Source organism: Amycolatopsis sp. SID8362, from assembly GCF_010550475.1.
GTDB lineage: Bacteria > Actinomycetota > Actinomycetes > Mycobacteriales > Pseudonocardiaceae > Amycolatopsis > Amycolatopsis eburnea.
In genome coordinates, this window is sequence record NZ_JAAGNB010000654.1 from 1 (window position 1) to 874 (window position 874).

General features: G+C 75.7%; 1 protein-coding gene. It reads left to right on the top strand.

The window, feature by feature from the left end; all coding sequences use genetic code 11:
* Nucleotides 1–12: 12 nt before the first annotated feature.
* Nucleotides 13–874 (top strand): condensation domain-containing protein (locus G3I65_RS20265; protein WP_309235576.1); only part of this gene is annotated, 862 nt, incomplete at its 3' end.

The window sequence follows — 874 nt, forward strand, 5'->3', positions numbered from 1 at the left end:
ACCGAGGCGGAAGTGGGTGCCCGCCTGGCCGCCGACGCGGCCGCACCCGTCCGCCTCGACCGCGAACCGCCGTGGCGCGTGCGGCTCTACGAGCTGGGGCCCGAGGAGCACGTGCTCGGCTGCACGCTGCACCACGCCGTGTTCGACGGCTGGTCGCAGGAACTGCTCTGCGCCGATCTCGCCGCGGCCTACCGCGGCGAGACCCTGCCACCGCTGCCGGTGTCCTATGCGGACTACGCGGTGTGGCGCGCGGACCGCGACCGCCGCCGTGAAGCCGCCGACCTCGCCTGGTGGACCGAGCACCTCGCGGGCGCGCCGTCCACAGTGGACCTCCCGCGCGACCGGCCGCGCCCGCCGGTGCAGACCTACCGCGGCGCGACGCACCACGAAGCGTTCCCGGACGGCGTCGCCGAAGCCGCCGGTGCGCTCGCCACCCGCACCGGGACCACCCGCGCGGGTGTTGTGCTGGCCGCGTTCGGGCAGCTGCTGCACCGCCTGACCGGCGGGGACGACCACCTGGTCGCGACCGTCGTCGCGGACCGGCAGCTGGCCGAAACCCAGGACGTCGCCGGGTTCTTCGTGGACATCGTCCCGGTGCGCCTGCGCGGCGGGGACGCGGACTTCACCACGCTCGCCCGCGACAGCGGCGCCGAACTGCTGGCCGCCACCGCGCACCCGGCGGCCCCGATCGACCGGCTCGTCGGCGCCCTCGGCGTTCCCCGTGACCCGTCGCGGGCGCCGCTGGTGCAGGTGATGGTCAACGTCCTCGGCTTCACCGAGCCCCGGCTCGACCTGCCCGGCGTGCGGGGGACGTGGCTCCCGGTCGAGAAGCCCGGATCGCCGTTCGACCTGACCGTCTACGTCCTCGAGCACG